Source organism: Acinetobacter sp. YH16040_T (assembly GCF_024605785.1).
Lineage (GTDB): Bacteria > Pseudomonadota > Gammaproteobacteria > Pseudomonadales > Moraxellaceae > Acinetobacter > Acinetobacter amyesii.
Genome location: NZ_CP094541.1, coordinates 2,398,523 through 2,416,577, shown reverse-complemented (window position 1 = coordinate 2,416,577; position 18,055 = coordinate 2,398,523). Strand labels below are relative to the sequence as shown.

18 protein-coding genes and 1 other RNA gene are annotated in these 18,055 nt (G+C 39.9%); 8 read left to right on the top strand and 11 right to left on the bottom strand.

Annotated features, from left to right (window positions below):
• Window positions 1-38: 38 nt before the first annotated feature.
• Window positions 39-1,385 carry an NADP-specific glutamate dehydrogenase gene (gene gdhA, locus MST16_RS11920; RefSeq protein ID WP_227591817.1) on the top strand — a complete coding sequence of 449 codons (1,347 nt, stop codon included), beginning with the start codon at window positions 39-41 and terminating at the stop codon, window positions 1,383-1,385.
• A 616-nt stretch (window positions 1,386-2,001) separates the two neighbouring features.
• Here the strand turns inward: gdhA and MST16_RS11915 are convergent.
• The 3 genes from MST16_RS11915 to rlmH all read right to left on the bottom strand — a co-directional run bounded on the left by MST16_RS11915 (window position 2,002) and on the right by rlmH (window position 4,342).
• On the bottom strand, window positions 2,002-2,778 hold the full coding sequence (locus tag MST16_RS11915) for an META and DUF4377 domain-containing protein (protein ID WP_180011835.1): 777 nt from the start codon (window positions 2,776-2,778) through the stop codon (window positions 2,002-2,004).
• 167 nt (window positions 2,779-2,945) lie between these two features.
• On the bottom strand, window positions 2,946-3,722 hold the full coding sequence (locus tag MST16_RS11910; RefSeq protein ID WP_180011833.1) for a dioxygenase: 777 nt from the start codon (window positions 3,720-3,722) through the stop codon (window positions 2,946-2,948).
• A 137-nt stretch (window positions 3,723-3,859) separates the two neighbouring features.
• Complete coding sequence (gene rlmH / locus MST16_RS11905) at window positions 3,860-4,342, bottom strand: 23S rRNA (pseudouridine(1915)-N(3))-methyltransferase RlmH (RefSeq protein ID WP_078189858.1); 483 nt, start codon at window positions 4,340-4,342, stop codon at window positions 3,860-3,862.
• A gap of 152 nt (window positions 4,343-4,494) precedes the next feature.
• On the opposite strand from rlmH, the gene MST16_RS11900 reads away from it, so the two are divergent.
• Complete coding sequence (locus tag MST16_RS11900; protein ID WP_180011831.1) at window positions 4,495-5,457, top strand: M20/M25/M40 family metallo-hydrolase; 963 nt, start codon at window positions 4,495-4,497, stop codon at window positions 5,455-5,457.
• Window positions 5,458-5,926: 469 nt separating this feature from the next.
• Here the strand turns inward: MST16_RS11900 and lon are convergent, their stop codons facing one another.
• The 5 genes from lon to MST16_RS11875 all read right to left on the bottom strand — a co-directional run bounded on the left by lon (window position 5,927) and on the right by MST16_RS11875 (window position 11,086).
• Complete coding sequence (gene lon, locus MST16_RS11895) at window positions 5,927-8,353, bottom strand: endopeptidase La (RefSeq protein ID WP_180011829.1); 2,427 nt, start codon at window positions 8,351-8,353, stop codon at window positions 5,927-5,929.
• 147 nt (window positions 8,354-8,500) lie between these two features.
• Window positions 8,501-9,088, bottom strand: a complete 588-nt coding sequence (locus MST16_RS11890; protein WP_180011827.1) for a 5-formyltetrahydrofolate cyclo-ligase — start codon at window positions 9,086-9,088, stop codon at window positions 8,501-8,503.
• A gap of 136 nt (window positions 9,089-9,224) precedes the next feature.
• Window positions 9,225-9,644, bottom strand: coding sequence for an OmpA family protein (locus MST16_RS11885; protein WP_257245647.1), 420 nt, complete (start codon window positions 9,642-9,644; stop codon window positions 9,225-9,227).
• A gap of 117 nt (window positions 9,645-9,761) precedes the next feature.
• Window positions 9,762-10,622: an IS982 family transposase gene (locus MST16_RS11880; RefSeq protein WP_179992267.1), complete on the bottom strand. Its 861-nt coding sequence runs from the start codon at window positions 10,620-10,622 to the stop codon at window positions 9,762-9,764.
• Between the two features lie 71 nt (window positions 10,623-10,693).
• Window positions 10,694-11,086: a hypothetical protein gene (locus MST16_RS11875; RefSeq protein ID WP_180012174.1), complete on the bottom strand. Its 393-nt coding sequence runs from the start codon at window positions 11,084-11,086 to the stop codon at window positions 10,694-10,696.
• Between MST16_RS11875 and MST16_RS11870 the strand changes: the two genes are divergently transcribed.
• The 5 genes from MST16_RS11870 to MST16_RS11850 all read left to right on the top strand — a co-directional run bounded on the left by MST16_RS11870 (window position 11,067) and on the right by MST16_RS11850 (window position 15,761).
• Window positions 11,067-11,867 (top strand): cadherin-like domain-containing protein, encoded by an 801-nt coding sequence (locus MST16_RS11870; protein ID WP_180012171.1) that lies wholly within the window; start codon window positions 11,067-11,069, stop codon window positions 11,865-11,867. The two genes, MST16_RS11875 and MST16_RS11870, sit on opposite strands and share 20 nt — an antisense overlap.
• Window positions 11,864-13,423: a hypothetical protein gene (locus MST16_RS11865; RefSeq protein ID WP_180012170.1), complete on the top strand. Its 1,560-nt coding sequence runs from the start codon at window positions 11,864-11,866 to the stop codon at window positions 13,421-13,423. Before MST16_RS11870 ends, MST16_RS11865 begins: the two co-directional genes overlap by 4 nt.
• Entirely contained in the window at window positions 13,404-13,748 is a 345-nt protein-coding gene (locus MST16_RS11860) for a type I secretion C-terminal target domain-containing protein (RefSeq protein WP_180012168.1), read from the top strand. The genes MST16_RS11865 and MST16_RS11860 overlap by 20 nt, the downstream gene beginning before the upstream one ends.
• Before the next feature lie 261 nt (window positions 13,749-14,009).
• Entirely contained in the window at window positions 14,010-15,206 is a 1,197-nt protein-coding gene (locus tag MST16_RS11855; protein ID WP_252725800.1) for a YncE family protein, read from the top strand.
• 90 nt (window positions 15,207-15,296) lie between these two features.
• Window positions 15,297-15,761 (top strand): hypothetical protein, encoded by a 465-nt coding sequence (locus MST16_RS11850; protein WP_180012164.1) that lies wholly within the window; start codon window positions 15,297-15,299, stop codon window positions 15,759-15,761.
• Window positions 15,762-16,233: 472 nt separating this feature from the next.
• On the opposite strand, the gene ssrS is transcribed toward MST16_RS11850, so the two are convergent.
• The 3 genes from ssrS to MST16_RS11835 all read right to left on the bottom strand — a co-directional run bounded on the left by ssrS (window position 16,234) and on the right by MST16_RS11835 (window position 17,357).
• Window positions 16,234-16,416: non-coding RNA, 6S RNA (ssrS, locus tag MST16_RS11845), on the bottom strand.
• 99 nt (window positions 16,417-16,515) lie between these two features.
• Entirely contained in the window at window positions 16,516-16,803 is a 288-nt protein-coding gene (locus MST16_RS11840; RefSeq protein WP_168378082.1) for a cell division protein ZapA, read from the bottom strand.
• A 2-nt stretch (window positions 16,804-16,805) separates the two neighbouring features.
• Entirely contained in the window at window positions 16,806-17,357 is a 552-nt protein-coding gene (locus MST16_RS11835) for a hypothetical protein (RefSeq protein WP_180012162.1), read from the bottom strand.
• 64 nt (window positions 17,358-17,421) lie between these two features.
• Here MST16_RS11835 and MST16_RS11830 point away from each other — a divergent pair, with 64 nt between their 5' ends.
• Complete coding sequence (locus MST16_RS11830) at window positions 17,422-18,039, top strand: UPF0149 family protein (protein ID WP_180012160.1); 618 nt, start codon at window positions 17,422-17,424, stop codon at window positions 18,037-18,039.
• Window positions 18,040-18,055 lie beyond the last annotated feature (16 nt).

Sequence of the window (18,055 nt, the reverse complement as noted above, 5' to 3'; positions counted from 1 at the left end):
TGTGATCAATTTTGATCCATACATCTGCTGAGGATTAAGTGTTGAAATATAACAGCCTTAACGACTTCCTAGACTACGTTAAAACACGTGATGAACATCAACCTGAATTTCTTCAAGCTGTTGAAGAAGTGATGACGAGCCTCTGGCCATTCATCGAAAAGAACCCACAATATGCTGACTACGGTTTGCTAGAACGTCTTGTTGAGCCTGAGCGTGCAATTCAGTTCCGTGTTTCATGGGTAGATGACAAAGGTCAAACTCAAGTTAACCGTGCTTTCCGTGTTCAATACAACTCAGCAATTGGTCCATTCAAAGGTGGTATGCGTTTCCACCCATCAGTGAACCTTTCAATTCTTAAATTCTTAGGTTTTGAACAAACTTTCAAAAATGCCTTAACTACACTTCCTATGGGTGGCGGTAAAGGTGGTTCAGATTTTGATCCTAAAGGTAAATCTGAAGGCGAAATCATGCGTTTCTGTCAAGCATTAATGATCGAATTATACCGTCATCTTGGTTCTAACACTGACATCCCTGCGGGCGACATCGGTGTAGGTGGCCGTGAAGTGGGCTACATGGCTGGTATGATGAAAAAATTAAGCAACGACACAGCATGTGTGTTCACTGGTAAAGGTTTAACTTTCGGTGGTTCACTTGCGCGTCCTGAAGCAACTGGTTACGGTACTGTGTATTTCGCTGAGGAAATGCTAAAAACTCGTGGCGATAGCTTTAAAGATAAAGTTGTAACGATTTCGGGTTCTGGTAACGTTGCACAATACGCTGCTGAAAAAGCAATGTACTTAGGTGCGAAAGTGGTTTCACTTTCTGACTCAGCAGGTACTGTATACGTAAAAGACGGTTTCACAACTGAACTTCTTGCTGAAGTAATGGAATTGAAAAACGTTAAGCGTGGCCGTATTTCTGAATTTGCATCTAAGCACGGTTTTGAATATTTAGAAGGTCAACGTCCTTGGTCTATCAAATGTGATATCGCGCTTCCATGTGCAACTCAAAATGAATTAGATGAAGCTGATGCTGAAGCTCTTCTTGCTAATGGCGTAATCTGTGTTGCTGAAGGCGCAAACATGCCATCTACTTTGGCTGCAGTTGAGAAATTCGTTGAAGCGAAAATTCTTTATGCACCAGGTAAAGCATCTAATGCGGGTGGTGTTGCAACTTCTGGTCTTGAAATGTCTCAAAACGCAATTCGTTTGGGTTGGACTTTCGAAGAAGTTGACGAGCGTCTACACGCGATCATGAAAGAAATTCACCGCAACTGCGTGAAATACGGTACTGAAGAAGATGGTACTGTGAACTACGTAAACGGTGCGAACATTGCAGGTTTCGTAAAAGTTGCTGACGCAATGCTTGCTCAAGGCGTTTACTAAGTTCTCCGTAAGCTGAACTGAAAACCGAGGCTCAAGCCTCGGTTTTTTTATGGCTGAATGGTTTGGAATATATTGGATTCTTAATTAGTGCTCATCTGGGTAAGTTGGATTTCGCTATCCATAACGTTGAAGTGAAAATTTAAGGGTTGGCTGAGCAAACGTTTAAAAATGAAGCCCTGACCGATGTAACTGTGTGCTGAACTTCAGTGTACTCCCTACATCTCCTATAAAACGCAAAGTATGCTTTTCTACATCATAATTGTGGCCAATGTAATTACAGCCACTAAGAATGTCATACTGCCATCGTTAATTTGAGAGTTATTTGGGCGGGTAAAGCCTTATTTTCTACGAGAACCCACGTCTTTTGAGTTAATTGTTTTGCTTCAAAATCGCGTCAATGGGTAATTCGCTGTATGCTTAAAAATATCTGTCTGTTGATTGCGATTCGTCAGGATGAATTCAGTAATTTGCAAGAAGTAGCTTTAGATTAACATCGCTAAAGCGTTGGTTGAACAGTACATCGTGATTTGAATACTATGCATATCCAATCAGCGTTTGCGGTTGTGTAGATATAAAAAAACCGAGGCGATGACCTCGGTTTTTTATCGGCTGTAACTTACAACGTACCTTTTACGGCTTCACGTTCGACTGACATATCAAAAATATAGGCATATTTTGATTGGTCAGCAGCAGGGTTTTTACGTTCAAAACGTTTTACGCGAATAATTTGGCGTTCTGCAGGAGTGTGCTTAAAGCCTTCAATTTGATCGTAAAATAAGGTCCAGTCTTTATCAACTTGTGTTTTTAGGCCTTTTTCATCGTACTTCACTTCACGCACTTGCAAACAAGTTTGTGGAGCAACGCCTGTACATTGTTTAGTTTCAGGGCTGATTTCAAGGAAAATCGTTTCGCCTTGTGAGTTGTACTGAGTTTCAGGTGTTAATTTTCCAGTGAAAACCAGTTTTTCACCTGTTGCAGAGATAATGGTTAACGTTGGGTTTTGTGGATCTGTGGTATTTAAAACAAAAGGTGCTTTACGGTCACTAAAGAGTGAAGATGCAAGTCCTTCTTGTTTCATCGCATTATCAGGACACGCCATCATGGTAGATGCAATGTTGCCTGTTACAAGCGTATTGTGTTCCACTTTCCATTGGGTTGACATACTGTTACAACTGGTTGAAATACCCAAAGTGCCATTTTCTAGAAAATTTAAAACCAAAGGTTTTGGTGCATTTTCAGTGGTGGTGCTCCATTGATATGAAGCTAAAGTTTTATCAGCATTTTGTTGTTGTAATACGCTCACGGCTAAATCTCCAGCTTTTTGGATATCGCTTGATTGACATGCTGCAAGGGCTAAAGGGAAGAGGGCGATCGCTAAATATTTTAATTTCATTACGCTAACTGTTCTAAGTGAATTTCAGCCTGTAGCATAACCCATTCATTTTAAAAAAATATGAATACATTCAGCTCAAATAAGTAGCAAAATGTATCCATAAATAATAATTTGTTAACTTATTAATATAAATTATGAATAAGTCAATCTATCTCATTTTTCCACGTTTAATCAAAACGATAAATATCCATACCGAGCGAACCCATACTAAAGCTACTGTGAACAATAGAGAAGCGGGGGCCTGCACCCATCGCAAAGAAGATGGGTGCAAAATGTTCAATGGTCGGATGGTTGCGTTGTACAAACGGGATATTTTGCCAATCGAGAACTGCATCAAAATCTTGATGAGTGAGCTTATTGACCACAAAATTACGGAATGTAGACGCCCATTCAGGCACGGCTGCTGCACGTCCATCCCAAGCCAACTCACGTAAGTTATGAGTAATACTGCCCGATCCAATCAACAGGATTTGCTTGTCACGTAAAGGTGCAAGCGTTTGTCCAATTTTATAGATCTCTTGCGCAGACATGGTCATTGGCAGTGATATTTCAATCACAGGAATGTCAGCATCAGGATACATATGCAATAACGGCATCCAAACGCCATGATCGCGTGGACGGGTGCTGTTGGCATGTGCCGATAACCCTGCATTGGCAAGCAAATGGAGAATTTCTTCTGCAAGCTCTGGGTTACCCGGTGCTGGATAACGAATATCATAAAGTTCCGCAGGGAAACCACGGAAGTCATGCCAAGTTTCAGGACGGGCACTGGTACTTACTTCTAGTGCGTTACTTTCCCAATGTGCTGACATGATAACAATGGCTTCAGGTTTTGGAAGATTCAGGCTTAAACGTTCCAACGCAGGACCGACTTGCTCAGGATTGATGGCAAGCATAGGTGAGCCATGGGAAATAAATAAACCTGGAAGTGTTTGTAAATTCATCGCGGTCGCCGTTGGTTGTTTAAATGAATATGATGATCATGCACTAAATTATTCAGCGTAACAATTCGGATAATTTCAACGGTTTGTTTCATTGTTGCAACGCTGTAATTGCTGTATACGCTGGATGTCCGTTTAGATTAACCCGCACGATGATAAGGGTGATTATGATTAATACTCATTGCACGGTATAGCTGTTCGATGAGCATGACACGAACCATTGGATGCGGCAAAGTTAGTTTAGACAAAGACCAATGCCACGCTGCAGCTTTACGTACTGCTTCAGAATGTCCATCTGGCCCACCAATGGCTAAAACCACATCATTGCCTTCAAGCATCCAGCCTTTCATGGTTTCAGCTAGTTTTTCCGTACTGAACTCACGACCACCGACTTCTAAGGCGATCAGTACTTCATTCGATTTCATGGCATTTAAAATGCTGTCACCTTCAATTTGACGGTATTTTAAAATATCGGCTTCTGAGTCGTTCTTGCCACGTTTGGCCATAGGCAGTTCAATGATCTGCGTTTGAACAAAAGGCTGAATACGTTTGAAATAATCTTCAAAACCCGTCAGAACCCATGCTGGCATTTTTTGACCGATTGTCAGAATACGAATTTTCATACAGCGCCTGAAAGTATACAAAAGAGCATTATAACGGTTCGCTTGCACTTTGTATGTTCAGACACAATTTGCAATTGAAATCGTGTTCTGCTTGCTGTTTAAATACGCAGCATAAGCAGATTAGATCGAAGATGAAAATTGGAATAATAACAATGAAAAAAACATGGCAGGACGGTAAATTATTTTTGCTCAAGCAGGCAGCAATCCTTTCAATTTTTGGATGGTGTTCATTTTCGGCGTATGCCAACAATATTAGAACCGCTGAACCGGATAATTTAAAAGTCTATTTAGAACAAATTATTGGTAATGAAGCTGAATATCGTAACTATAAGAACATACAAGAGTTAAATCGCGTGTCTGCTTGGATTCGTGAGCAGATGCGTTTATTTGGTGTGAATTGTCGTTTTCAAACCTATACCGTCAATAGCCAACCATACCGTAATGTAGTCTGTCCCTTAAATGCAGGGCATAGCAATCGAGTGATCATTGGCGCGCATTACGATGTATTTGAGGAGCAGCATGGCGCTGATGATAATGCCTCCGGTGTTGCAGGTGTACTCGAAGCTGCACGGATTCTTTCGGCTGAAAAAGCGCGTTTAAAACAAAATATTGAGTTTGTATTTTATACCCTCGAAGAACCGCCATATTTTAGAACAGAGTCGATGGGCAGTTTTATTCACGCAAAATCGGTAGCAAAGGAAAAAGATAAAATTTCAGGTGTATATATTCTAGAAATGATTGGTTATTTTGATCCCAAAGTCACCCAAGAATATCCTGTTGGGCTGAAGTGGATTTATCCATCGCATACAAATTTTATTGCATCGGTGGGGAACATTCAGTCTCGTGACTTAACCTCATCGTATTGTGCGGCGATGGAGTCTTTGAAGCAGTTGCAATGTGAACGCTTGATTTCACCCTCATTTATTCAGGGTGTGGATTTTTCAGACCATATGAATTATTGGCAATTTGATATGCCGGCGATGATGATCACTGATACGGCATTTTATCGTAATAAGCACTATCACACTGAGCAAGATACCCTGGATAAATTAAACTTAGACAAAATGGCTCAAGTGATTGATGGTTTGGTGAAAACCATCTTAAATTTGAAATAGCATGTCTTTAAAAACATGACATAAAAAACGCAGCCCCGAAAGCCTGTGGACTGCGATAAAAGGTCATCTACCTGGAGATGTAGATGACCATCTTGTTCCAATGATCATCACGCTTTTAGACGTGATTGGAACCAATAAAGAAACATACAGCGCGTATATCTCTTTACTATATATGTGGGATAGAGGGCGATATTTCAAGTAATAGCATGCAAATATTGTAAGACTTTCTTATTGGCTCTTATTGATCTTGATGTCGACTTTGAAATAGTGATCCACAATAACTGTAGCTGTAGCTGTAGCTGTAGCTGTAGCTGTAGCTGTAGTCTTGAGTCTTGAGTCTTGAGTCTTGAGTCTTGAGTCTAATAGTTGCGAAGGATTTGAATGAAAAGTTCCGAATATTCAGCACGAAAAAAATGGATATAAAAAAGCCCTGTCGAAACAGGGCTTTTTTATTACGAGTTGCTAGCGCTTAGTGACGAGCAGCTTTGCCACCTTCAGTTGCTTTGACAATCGGTGTCTTTGCAAGAGGTTTAGGCATATCAACCAAGGCTAGTGGTAAAATCTCATCAATCGATTTCACTGGTTTAATTTCTAGACCTTCTTTGACATTGTCTGGAATCTCAGCCAAGTCACGAACGTTGTCTTGTGGGATAAAGACAAGCTTAATGCCACCACGGTGAGCAGCGAGAAGTTTCTCTTTTAAACCACCAATGCGCATTGCACGGCCACCAAGACTGGTTTCACCGGTCATCGCAATATCTGGACGAATCGCAATGCCTGTAAACGCTGAAACAAGAGCAGTGGTCAGGGCTAAACCAGCAGATGGACCATCTTTCGGTGTTGCGCCTTCTGGTAAATGCACATGCACATCTGTTTCTTCAAAGCGAATCGCTTCAATACCTAGTTCATCTGCACGGGTACGTACAACGGTCATCGCTGCAGTGATCGATTCTTTCATGACATCGCCAAGAGAACCGGTGGTAATGAACTTGCCTTTACCTTTTACTGCCGCAACTTCAATCGTTAGCAGTTCACCACCAACAGATGTCCATGCCAAGCCATTTACACGACCCACTTCAGCTTCTTCTTCGGCCATACCGAAGTCGAATTTGTGTGGACCTAAGTAGTCAGGAAGATTTTTCGAATTCACTTCAATTTGAAGATTTTTCGCTTTCTTGCTCACTGCTTCTTTTACCACTTTACGTGCAATTTTCGACACTTCACGTTCTAAGCTACGGACACCGGCTTCACGTGTATAACGTTGTACGATATCGCGAATGGCTTCTTCGTGAACGGTTAATTCCTTTGCACGTAGACCATTGTTCTTGATGGCTTTTGGAACAAGGTAACGTTCAGCAATATTCACTTTTTCATCTTCGGTGTAACCCGGTAGACGAATCACTTCCATACGGTCAAGCAAAGCTTCTGGAATATTCATGCTGTTTGCAGTACAGATGAACATCACTTCAGAAAGGTCTAGATCAAGATCTAAGTAGTGATCATTGAACTTGCTGTTTTGTGATGGGTCTAGGACTTCAAGCAATGCTGAAGCAGGGTCGCCACGATAGTCTTGCGCCATTTTGTCAATTTCATCGAGTAAGAACAGTGGGTTCTTTACTCCAACTTTTGTCAAAGACTGCACAATTTTACCCGGCATCGCACCGATATATGTACGACGGTGACCACGGATTTCAGCTTCGTCGCGCACGCCGCCAAGCGCCATACGGACAAATTCACGGCCAGTTGCTTTGGCAACAGATTCACCGAGTGAAGTTTTACCTACACCTGGAGGACCAACTAAACACAGGATTGGGCCACGAAGCTTTTTCACACGTGATTGAACAGCAAGGTATTCCACGATGCGGTCTTTCACGTCGTCTAAACCATAGTGATCGGCATCAAGAATATCTTGAGCTTTCGCAAGGTTAATGCTGACTTTGCTGGCTTTGTTCCAAGGCGTATCTAAAATAACTTCTAGATAGTTACGCACGACAGCAGCTTCGCTCGAAGCAGGTTGCATTGCTTTTAGCTTACGGAACTCATTTTCAGCTTTCTTGCGTACATGTTCAGGTAAATCGGCTTCAGCTAGACGTTTTTCAATTTCTGCAACGTCATCTTCAGCACCGCCATTCATGTCAGAAAGTTCGCGTTGAATGACCTTCATTTTTTCATTTAAGAAGTATTCACGCTGATTCTTTTCCATTTGGCGTTTTACAGAATCATGTAAAGTTTGTTCAATTTGCTGTTCTTCTGACTGTTGTAATAAATAGGTCATGAGTTCAGCTAAATGTGCTTCAAATTCATCATGCTCTAAGAATTTTTGTTTGACATCAATATTCAAAGGAACACGTGTTGCTACGAAGAATAATAATTGCAGCAAATCATCAATTTTATTGGCTGCTGCAATCAATTCACGTGCGTTACGCAATTTTGCTTCTGCATATTGAGCAAATAAGGTGCGTAATTCTTCCACACGGTTATTCTGAGTTTCTGAGTCTACAGAAACCGTCATTGGGCTTAATGAATGCTCGGCAGTCAGGTAATTATCGGCATCGATAATTTTTTCTAACTTGGCACGATATAAGCCTTCAATCAGTACTTTTATACAGTTTTCATCATTCTCATGATTCACAACTTGCACAATCTTCGCGACAGTACCGTATTGATATAAATTGTCGTGATCAATTTCTTCTGTAAGCGAATCTTTTTGTGCAACTACGAATACAAGATTGTCACTGTCACGTGCGACATTGACTGCATTGATCGACTTTTCACGACCCACAAACAGTGCAATTTGCATGTGAGGATATACAACCACATCTCGTAGCGCTAAGAGCGGTAATACGCTCGGAATTGTAGTTTCCAAGCTTTCTTCATTCATAATAATCTCAGACATGGGCACTCCTAATGAGTGACAACGGTGTTGCCATGTTTTTTATAGTGATGTGTATTTTTTAAATTACAAGGGTCATGCCAATTAAAATGTATAAAAAATGACTAAATATGTGATTTATAAGTGTAACTCAGTGTCAAGAATATCAAATTAACGTTTGAAGCTTAAAGTTTGAGATGGGCTAATAAAGCCATCTAGCAGTTGATCCCATGCCTCTCGGACCAAGGGATCTTGAATGAGTTGAAAATCATGACCAAGTCCTAAACGGTAGGGGGTAGAGTGGGCTGTTGCTAATGTTTTATCGTAGAAGCCACCCCCCATACCAATACGTGTGCCGTACTTGTCGCAAGCGAGCAAGGGCATAATTAAAAGGTCAAGATGAGAAACATGCTTCCCACGACTTGCCATGGGTTCTTTCATACCGAGTGGGTGATGAGAAAAACGTTTACTAATGTATTGATGACGTGAGATTTCAACCCAAACCAGTTGCTGATCCATGTTGCAAATCATGGGTAAATACACGTGTTTTTGATGCGAAAAACAGTAGTGGATAAGCTTTTGAGTGTGAATTTCACCAAATGCATGTAAATAAACGCCTATATGCTGACTGCGCTTAAAATAACTATGTCTGATTAAGCGCTGTAGGACTTGTTGTTCAGCTTGTCGTTGCTCCCATAGGTTTAGGCTACGACGCTGCTTACGGAGTTGTTTACGAAGGCTGGTGGTGCTCAAAGTCATGGTTCATTTCAAAGTAGCACAAAATTCTCAAAGGCATTTTAACGCGTTCAAGCTTAAAAGTCCGAAAAAATAGGTTTTATCTTTTTTATATAAAGCGTTCCTTAAACACTAGTTAGCTTAAGGAACGCATACTTATTTAAGGTTTTTTTATACCAAGAATTTGCACATCAACACGGCGGTCTGCTTGTAAGCAAGCTTTTAAGGCATTTCGATCTTGCACATCAAAACAACCATTGGTTACAGGCTGAGTTTCACCTGCTGAAGCGAAACTTAATTTGTCAGCAGCAATCCCTTGGTTCATTAAGTAATTTTTGACAGTTAGTGCACGTTGCAATGCAAGTTGCTGATTATATTTTTCACTGCCTAAACGGTCGGTATGTCCGGTAAGCTTAATCATATCAATACGTGCATATTGGTTATTAAGTTTAGTTGCTAGTTCATTCAAGCTTGATTTACCTGCAGGAAGTAAATCATTTAGTTTGCCACCATTAAATTTAAATAAAGAATCGGCAGCTAAATTTATATTATCTAAACTAGGTTCAATTGGTTTTATCACATTATTTAGAGCATTTTCTCTAATCGGGCAATTATTAATCGTAGTGCCATCATTATTTAATATAATAGGTTTGCCATTATTATCAACTGTAAGTAACCTGAATCCTGCTTAAGCCAATCATTCCATTACTCGAATGGTTGGCTTGTTTTGATGGCATAACTGGTAAGCACATAGAGATGCATAAATTCCAGCTAAGTATCCTTCAATGCTTCTCGCTTTACTCGTCACCAAATGATATTTCCCTTTTAACAGGCTAAATAAAGTCTCTATTTTATTACGCTGCTTTAAGTGATATTCATCTGCTGTTGAGAGTTGTACAGATTTCATATTCTTTCGGTGATAGGTAATTAAATCAGTACTTTGTACTTTTAATCTACTCTTTAATTCCTGACTGATATAACCACGATCAGCATAGAGCTTGGCTTTTAATCCTTCTACCAACTGTTCAACCATTTTAATATCTGCTGTATGCCCATTTGATAAAGCTGTACTGACCATGTCTCCTGACTGATTCATGATTAAATGCAGCTTACAGCCAAAGAACCATCCCATTGAGCTTTTGCCGCGTGTTGCAATTGCTGCTAGAGATTTATGCCGTTGAATCCGCTGATTTTTACATACAGGTAGTGTGGTCGAATCGATCCATAAATACTGACTCTGACAGTCTTTCATTAAGGCAAAATGTAAAGCATGCAGTGCCAATTGATGTGCTCTGATGAGATGAACCATTCGTTGGTAACACGGTAAATATCGAAAGAGTTGACTATGATTGTGCTTTAATGAAAAGAAGAATGCTTTGAAGTTATTGAAATGAGAGCATTTATACCAAATTGCGATGAATACGATTTCTGAAATTTTCAATTGAGAAGACCGCATTCTCAAACGCTTGTTGTTGTGTTTTAAAAATTCCCAATAGCTTGCTTCAAATTTCTGAAAAAAGTCATCAACGATGCAGAAGAAATATGTAAAATCGAACATGGTGGCTGAAGGCTTAGGTTGTGTGGTAACTCCCTAATGGTTTTCAGTCACCTTTTTTTCAAGTTAATTTCTTATCCGCGATTCAGGTTAAGTAATAAGTTATTCAAAAGTGACTTTTCGTTTACACAATAGCTAACTGAATAATTTTTACAATGAGTTGTACAATTTTTCACCTTAAATTGGTATTCGCCTTCTTTTAAATAAAAATCAGCAGAATTATTAATATAAAAATCACCCGCTTTAAATTCATCTATATAGAGTTTAGTTGCACATTTTTGGTTCTTAGCTTGATCATCTGCGCATAATTTTTCATCACGTTGCACATGTATTTTGTATGCATCAATCATATTGTTTTGAAACAATAAATTATCTGGTTTTGCATATTTATTTACGCCAGGAAAAGTTGAACATGCGACAACTGAGCGTCCACAAGTTGAAGTGACTGTGACACCGAATGGTGACATCGTACAGACTTACCCTGATGACACTGATCCATCCACAATTACGCCTGACCAAATTACGGTTAAAGATCCAAATGGCAAAGACATCGTGGTTGAGTTTGGTACACCTGAGACTCAACCAGACGGTTCAATCACGGTAACGGGTAAAGTGCCAGAGGACGTTGAAGGCAAAGTTACGGTTAATGTACCAGAAGGTTCATATGAAGACACTTCGGGTAACCTGGGTCTACCAGGTACAGGCAACGAAAACATCAATATGGTTCCGCTTGTAGCAGAAGTGACGATTACACCAGATGGTAAGATCACTGTGACTTATCCTGATGATGTTGATCCATCGACAATTACAGAAGATAAAATCATTGTTGAAGGTCCAAATGGTCCAATCGAAGTACCATTTACGCCGCCAGTGGAACAACCAGATGGCTCATATGTGGTGACTGGTGAAGTACCTCCGGGTGTTGATGGTAACGTTACGGTAACTGTCCCTACAGATAGCTATGAAGATAAATCAGGTAGTCCAGGTGAGGAAGTAGATAAAACTGTCCCAGTGGACAATATCGCTCCTGAAGTTGAGACAACCCAAGTGGTTACGATAGAAGATCAAAGTGTGACATTAACATGGGCGCATTTTGGTATTTCAGATGCAAATACAGCAAATGATCAGCTTGTTATTACGGTAACAAATCTGCCAAAAGACGGTGTATTGACAATCGTAGATGCTGCTGGGAATAAAACACCAATCATCGCGGGTCAAACACTATCTTATGCTGATATTAAGGTATGAAAATTTATGCTATTACAGAGGACGGAACTCGAGTATTGCTTGGAACTGCGGATACAAATGGCAATTTAAGTTTTGTCGCTGATGGAATGAGTATCGAAGGTTCAAACTTAGTGGCGATTGCACCACCAAGTTTGGCTGTTACGGGTAATTCTTTACAGTTGAACGTGAAGCTTGAATCTCTTGCAACTGAAAAATCGAATGGTTCAACTGCAAGTTCAGAATTAGAGTTCGGTGTAATTTTGTATCCTGCTTCTGTAACAAACGTAGCACCTGAAATTGAAATTGAACCAGAAGTAGTCACTGTTGGTGCAGCTGTTGCCGGTCAAAAAATTGCTGCTTATGCTGCATCGGATGCAGATAATGATAGTCTGACTGTGACATTTGCTAATGGCTCGACAGTTAGTGCCGACGGTTTCTATCAATTATCATTGGCTGATCAATCTGTAACCTTAACTCAGAAAGGTGCGGATCAGCTAAATTCAGGTGCTGTATTGCCTTCGATAAGTCTTCAAGTTACTGATGGTAAAGTTACAACTCCTGTAACTGGCAATGCTGAACTCATTGAGTTAAAAGCAACATTAACAAGTGAAATTTCGGTATCAGGGTCAACATCAGGTGGAACTGGTGGTGGTGCGTCAAGTTCAGTGATTAACGTTCCAAACCTAGGTACGATTTATAAAGATGCACAAGGTAATTATGTTTCTGATGATCTTGTTGCGGGTGCGAAAATTGTAGATATTGCTGCACAGATGCAAGCTATTATCAATGATCCACAGTATGGTAATGATTTCAATAAAATTAACGAAGCGCTAAGAATCTTTACTAATTTGAAAAGTGAAATTAACGTTTCTGAAATTATTATTATCAATTGGGAGAAAATTGACAAAGTTCTGACTCAGAATGAGCTTGGGCTTAATTTCTCAAATAGTTTCCCTAAAGACTTTGGAGGTGAAAAAGGTACTCCGAGTGACTGGATTGTATTTGATGAAGCGTATTCAGGTGAAAAATATCCTGTCAATTCAATGATTTTAAACAACTCTGATACAACCAACTATAATGATGGTTTTAACTTGAGTATTACGGGTGTCCAAAATGTAAGTGGTTTCCAAATTAATATGTTGGAAGGTGTGCTATTTGCGGATGGAACTCAAATTGCTAAGACAGATGAGAAAAATCAAAATGGACAGGATCAACTTGGTGTAATAGCTCCGGAAGCAGGCGTTCCAGAGAAAGTTTTACAATTTACTTTACATGCAGAAGTTCTAAATGATGCAGAGGCAAATGTGAATGTAAATGGTGTGAAATTTAAATCTGCTGCTCTTGATGCTTTAGTTGATGCCAAAGTTTCGGTAAATGGTATATCAGTAAGCAAAGATTCAGATGGGTATTATGCTTATCAAGGCACTTCAAGTAGTCAAGTTGAAGATTTTGTAGTGAAAGTTACAGTCCCTGAAACCTCAATTCAAGATGTAAATGTACTTACAACCCAGCTCGAAACAGAGTTAGGAAACAGTGACTGCGACAGCATCGTTTGCGATGTTCTCATTAGAAAGTGAAAGTTTACTTATTGGTGATGATATTGTTTTTGACCTTCTTGCAGATGACAATTTGGGCGGTAATACATTAACAACAGTAAATGATTTTTCTATTGCTGACCAAATCGATATCTCTTCATTACTTTCTGACGATGCAACTGAAGCGAATCTCGCAGAGTTTGTAACAGTAGCATATGACGAAGAAACTGATTCAGCTGTGATTTCAATTGACCGTGATGGCACATCAGGTCTGAAATACGAATCACAAGATCTCGTGGTCTTACTCAATCAAACGAGCAAAGTCGAACTAGATGACCTAATCAACAATAATCAAATTATTTACTAATCATTTGATGAACTAAAAAAGCACCTTCGGGTGCTTTTTTTTGCTTCCCAAAAAGTGAATGCAGATTGAAGACTTGGTTTTAATCAACAACTCATCGGAATTAAAACAAATACGCTATATCTACACTTGTATATTGAATAAGCTTTCTTTGCGCTTAAAAAGCGACACTTATCTGATGACGTAGCTCAAAAGGTATGCATAAAAACAAATTAATGGACAATAAAAATGAAAAAGAATCTCTGGATTAGGACACTTCTTTGTATGACAGTTACGGTGTCGCCACTTATTTTCGCAGCGACAACCACTGCACCCGTTCCACCCAATAGCCAGCAAGTCTTTTTTGTCGGCAATAATTGGGATGGTACGGTTACAGTGATCAATCCTGCAAAAAACTATCAGAAAGTTGGTGTCATCAATATGGTGCCCGACAAAAAACAACGCCTCACTGAAATTTACCTCAACCCAGTAAAATTAATCGCTTATAGCTATATTCGTAATACGGCAGGAGAGGGAAATGATCAATTGGTCGATGACATGTATTCCACACCAGATGGCAAATCGGTGGTTGCATCACGCCCAAGTTATGCTGATGTCGTCTCGATTAACATTGCAACGGGGAAAATCAATTGGCGCACACCCGTTGAAGGATTTCGAGCAGACCATATGGCGGTTTCACCCGATGGACAACAAGTTGCTGTTTCAGCATCTTCAGGTAATGTCGTACATATATTCGATATCAACACAGGCAAAGAACTAGGACGTTTTGCGACGGGCGATAAACCACATGAAAATATCTATTTTGCCAACGGTACTAAAATCCTAAATTCAGCCATTGGTAATGTCGAAACAGCCATGGATGCTTCTTGGCAAGACTTTACCAAAGGCAAACGCTACATCACGATAGCAGATGCTCAAAACTATAAAGTCCTCAAAAAAATAGATTTTAGACCTGCTTTAGATGCCGTAGGACGCAAAGACTTATCAAACTCAGTTCGACCGATTGTATTTAGTAAAGATGAATCCAAAATCTATGCGCAGGTCTCATTTTTTAATGGTCTGGTCGAATATGATCTCAATCAAGACAAAGTCACGCGCATTGCACAGCTTCCGGGAAGTACAACTATTCCCTCAGATCGCACGAAATGGGTGAATGACTCACGCCATCATGGGCTTTCCATCAGTGGAGATGGTGAAAAACTATGTGTCGCAGGAACCATGGATGATTATGCCACTATCGTCGATCGTAAAACTTTGACTGCAGCCAAATTGATTGCTGCAGGCAAACCGTATTGGGCAACGCAAAGCCCAGATGGTAAACGCTGTGTAATTTCTGAAAGTGCGACAGATGCAGTAACCGTGATTGATTTTGCAACAGGTGAAAAAGTCATCACAGTTCCAGTTGGCAATCACCCACAGCGTGTTCGTTTGGGTTATGCGCCAGCAGGATGGGGCAACTAATAATTTAGATAAAATTAAATAAAAAGGTAAATTCAGAGTCAAATCGGCTCTGAATTTTTTAAATATCAGAAGGTGTCTAGAGACTGCATCATGAATAAAAAATGGATTGTTTTAGGTTTGACGTTTAGTTTAATTTTATGGTTGATGATTCAGTTTTTAAAACCACGGCAGCAGGAGGTTCATGAACAGCTACCTTTAGATCAACAAAAAGTGTCCGAAACACATTCAGATCAAACCACGGAAAATGTTTTACAGTATTCAAGTTCCAAACCCAAACAAGAAAGACAAGATAATGAAACGCACACCCAGTTATTACAGCAACGTGAACAGGTATTTCAACAATTTCAGCAAATAAACACACAGATGAGTCAGGGGCAGCAGCCGAATCAAAATCAAGTACTCGCTTTACTCGAGCAGCAATACAGATTGGTTGAAAAAGGCGTCGTGAACGTGGATGAAGCTATTTCATCTATTCAATATTTACGCCAAATACTTCCCGAAATGGATCGATTTTTAGATGGGCAGCAAGCTAAATTGGAACAACTCAAAAATTGAATAAGGCGGATTAAATCAGCTTTTGAAGGTGAACAAACTTGAATAAAAATTTTTAACTGATGTTACGCAGTAACATCAAAGCGCAATTTGCTTCAAATAAAACAACGATACGCGGTAACGTCATCCGCAAGTGTTTAAGACAGGACTACTTCTAATCAAAAATGTTTTTGTGATGCTTTGAATAATTTGACGGTAGTGAACGAGTTTTGCGGATGACAATGGTTTTGGGTACTTTTGTCGAAACAAAAGTATCTCCAGCCGAAGGCTAATCTCTTTATTTAATCCTTAGATGTAAGACTCCGTCGAATAGGCTTAAAATTATTTTAAAAATGCGAAATTACTTTTATGTGCGTAACATCAGTTTTTAAGAAAAGAACAGGAGTCGAATAGCGCAGAAATAGAATAGTGAATTTTTTAGAATATTTTTGAATTGAGTTGAATGCTGAAAATTCATTTAATGACTTGGAAGATAAACACTCCGAAGATGCCGCTGCAAATGTCGTGACCCTGAACCCGATGAGTTCAAGGTGGACGCGACGTACACTCGCTGGGTTTCCCACACGAGGAGGGCATACGCTCAGAATATACAGAACACATCCATAAGTTTAAGTATCGGCAGGGGATTAGACCTAGCTGGCGAACACCTCAGAGATGTACTCAGTATAACGAATTCAGCGTTATTGGCAAATCACCAAACGCTGACAAAGTGTTTAAAATGAAGCAATCGGGCAAAGTATAATCACTAAACCACCGATTAATCAGTCAATTCTTCCACTTGTTCCAAAATATTTTGCAACAAAAGTTCGCAGTTTGCATATTCTTGCAAACTCTTATTCATCGACAGGACTTCTTGCATTAACTCAAGTGCGACCATAATGATCAACTTGCTTGGTTCCATACGTGGCGCTTTACGACGAAATTCATCGTATTTGTCATTCAGCAGCTGCGCTGCACGTTCTAAATCTGCTTGTTGGTCAGAGGTCGTCGCTAAACGGAAACTATGACCTAGAACTTTTAAATCAACTGCAATTTGTTCACTCATGATCAAACTTCCTCATTGCTTTCAGCCGGATGCGCCAATTGTTGAATTTCTTGTGCATGTTGATCTTGAGCAGTACCTAAAATGGCTAAACGTTGAATAATCGCTTCAACTTTGGCTTTGGCATGTTCATTTTTTTGAAGCAGACGTTCACGTTCTTGCTTTAAACCTTGAATTTCTTGCTGAGCATGACGTTGTTCATTTTGCATTTTTTCTTTGACGATACGTAACTCATTACGCTCTGCCAAAATTTCCTGAAAACGATTTTTTAGATCAGTACAGCTTTTTTCGAGGCGGCTGTATCGGTCAGCCAAAGCAGTTGCATCAGTATTGAGCTGTTGAAGTTGAGCACGTGAATCAGTTAATTGCTCATTCAGTGTTTCAATTTCTTCTTGTTTCGAGGTGATAATGCCGTTCTTATGTACAATTTGAGCATGATGCTGCTCATTAGATGAGTTTTTCTCATCTTGTAAGGCACCATTTTCGCTTTCAAATTGCGCCAGTCGCGTTTTTAAAACGCTAATATGCGCTTGGAGACGCTGTAATTCTTCTAACATAACGTAGTCGCACAGTCTTGCAAACAAAGGTAATATATACGAAGTATAGAGATTGGATAAGCGAATGCAAGACGATATTTCAGGTTGGTCAGATTGGTCCCAGAATTTTTCTAAAATTGAAGAAATTTCAAGCCCAAGTGAGTTACACGGTCTACTCACTGGTATAGTTTGTGTGTCACAACCCCCGAGTCGTGAAGAGTGGCAACAAATTTTAGCAACGCTTGATGTAGCTGAATTAGACGAAGATGCGGTGGCATTGTTGACTGAAGAAGCAGAAGATGTAGCTCATTCACTTTCAGATGATGAACTCGACTATCTTCCTTTATTACCAGATGATGATCACTTGCTAGGTGAGCGTGTGCAAGCCTTGGCAGATTGGTGTGCAGGTGTTGTTCTTGGTTTTGGTTTAGCGGCAGGTCATCTGCGCACCAATGAACAAGAATTGATTGAGCATTTACAGGATGTCGCTTCAGTAGAATTTGAAGATTCAGATGATGATGAAGAAGGTGAAGAAAGCTATCAGGAATTATACGAATTTGTTCGTTTAATCCCAGTGAGTCTGTCGATGGGACGTACCAAAGTTGATGTTTCAGAAACACCGTTGCTACAACTGAGCGCTAAAAATTCATTGGCTCAAGCGGGCAATGTGGTTGAAATGTTCACCCCACACCGTCCAAGTTAAGGCATTCTTTTTGCAT